Annotated in this window: 1 protein-coding gene; it reads right to left on the bottom strand. The window is 44.4% G+C overall.

Annotated elements, in window-relative coordinates; translation table 11 throughout:
• On the bottom strand, positions 1-1,542 hold a 1,542-nt coding region (gene tssR / locus ABUA47_RS24635), incomplete at both ends, for a type VI secretion system protein TssR domain-containing protein (RefSeq protein WP_349832274.1).

Here is a 1,542-nt window from a genome sequence, read left to right as displayed (position 1 = left end):
GAGTACAACAGTAGGCTGTCCGTCTCGAAAGATTGCTGAAACACGGAATCCAAGGCTGTTTCCAAAGCGTTGCTTTCCAGCCTGTTTCGACCTTTAGGGAACAAGATTCCTCCTACCGTAAGGCTGTTGTATGGGGCATCATACAGGTATAAGTTGGCATCCGTAGCTTCTATGTTCTTGAACAGTTCCGTCTTTACCAGTCTGTTGTCTGCGATATAATTGGATATATGGTCTATGTATTTCGTAGAATGGCTGTCCAGAATGGATTTGGCCTGCAATAGGAAGTCCTGATACGCAGTACCTGACGCTCTGTCTATCTGGGCAAACAGAAGCCTTGCCGGTTGGGTTGCCAGCCACGAGAGTTGTTGTTCGTGCAAGGATAAAGTTTGCTTTGACCCTAAAATGATGAATACATTGTTGCTGAAACGGCTTTCGTTATCATAGCAGGAGATTTGTTTGATAGCCCCGCCAAAACCGTAAAACGATGATTGTTCCTCTTGCTCGTTCTTTCGCTTGGAAGAAATGGATTGTTTGATATAGTCGAGCCAGGCTGAAAAGTCCTTGGTGGGGGCCAAATGTCTGTTTTCTCCGTTGAAGGATATGCAAGTTGCCGAAAATGTGTAGTCATATCCGGGCTTCATTTTCAGCTTTAGGTTCTGTAGTACATTGATATATGGGGATAGATAAGGTAGGTCGGCATCATTGAACAGTACATGTATGTTCACGTTTTTGTTTTCCGCTTCCATCTTTCGGACATCGGAAACCATGATGTCTCCACCTTTGATATTGATAATCTTATTCCAGTTCTTGTCCCAGACGGATAGAGGATAGTTCAGCCGGATATTCCCGTCCGTTATAGGCCCTGCCGGATTTCCATCCAAGTTGAACAATATCGTACCCTGAATATTCGCATTATGTAGTGCCAACGTATCGGGATACATCAGGTTGACGGCACATAACAAAGAATCACGGTATCGTGAATAATCAACATGATACACTTCATTCTGGCCGACTTCTGCAAGAAGGTCAGCGGGAATCCATCCTAAGAAGCGTTTGGTACTGTCTGACAATGCGGGTGCATTGGAAATCAATGCGGATTTGCCGCTCTTGTCCAGCTTATATAGGTAAACAACCTCTCCGCTGACAACTACCGCATCCGTTGTTGTTTTCAGAAACGGCTCTCCGTATATTTTCAGGGTATCTCCATTGAAGAATTGATGGATATCGAACAGCTTGTTAATGCTGTTTATGCCTATACGGTACCTTATTGGCTGGTTGTTGCGGGGATTGATATAGGCATGGTCGTACATCAGTATATTTTCCGATGGTATCCATCCGGCATAATTGACTTTACGGGGTTCTTTAAAGTGCCTCTTGCTGTTATACAGGAAACCTATAATCGACTTGGGCTTGCCTGTAATGTCAGGGTCGGCCTGAACGAGTTTGTAGGTTCCGTTCTTTTCACCTACTATGTAATAGGGTGTACCAATCCCGTGTGAAGACCGCTTACGCTGGAAATACGGGTCTTCATAACTTTGATTT

This window comes from Bacteroides sp. RTP31139st1_H2_RTP31139_211217, assembly GCF_040227615.1.
In the GTDB taxonomy this organism is placed as follows: Bacteria; Bacteroidota; Bacteroidia; order Bacteroidales; family Bacteroidaceae; genus Bacteroides; species Bacteroides uniformis.
The sequence above is the reverse complement of the archived record's forward strand: the minus strand, read 5'-3'. Positions and strand labels throughout refer to the sequence as shown.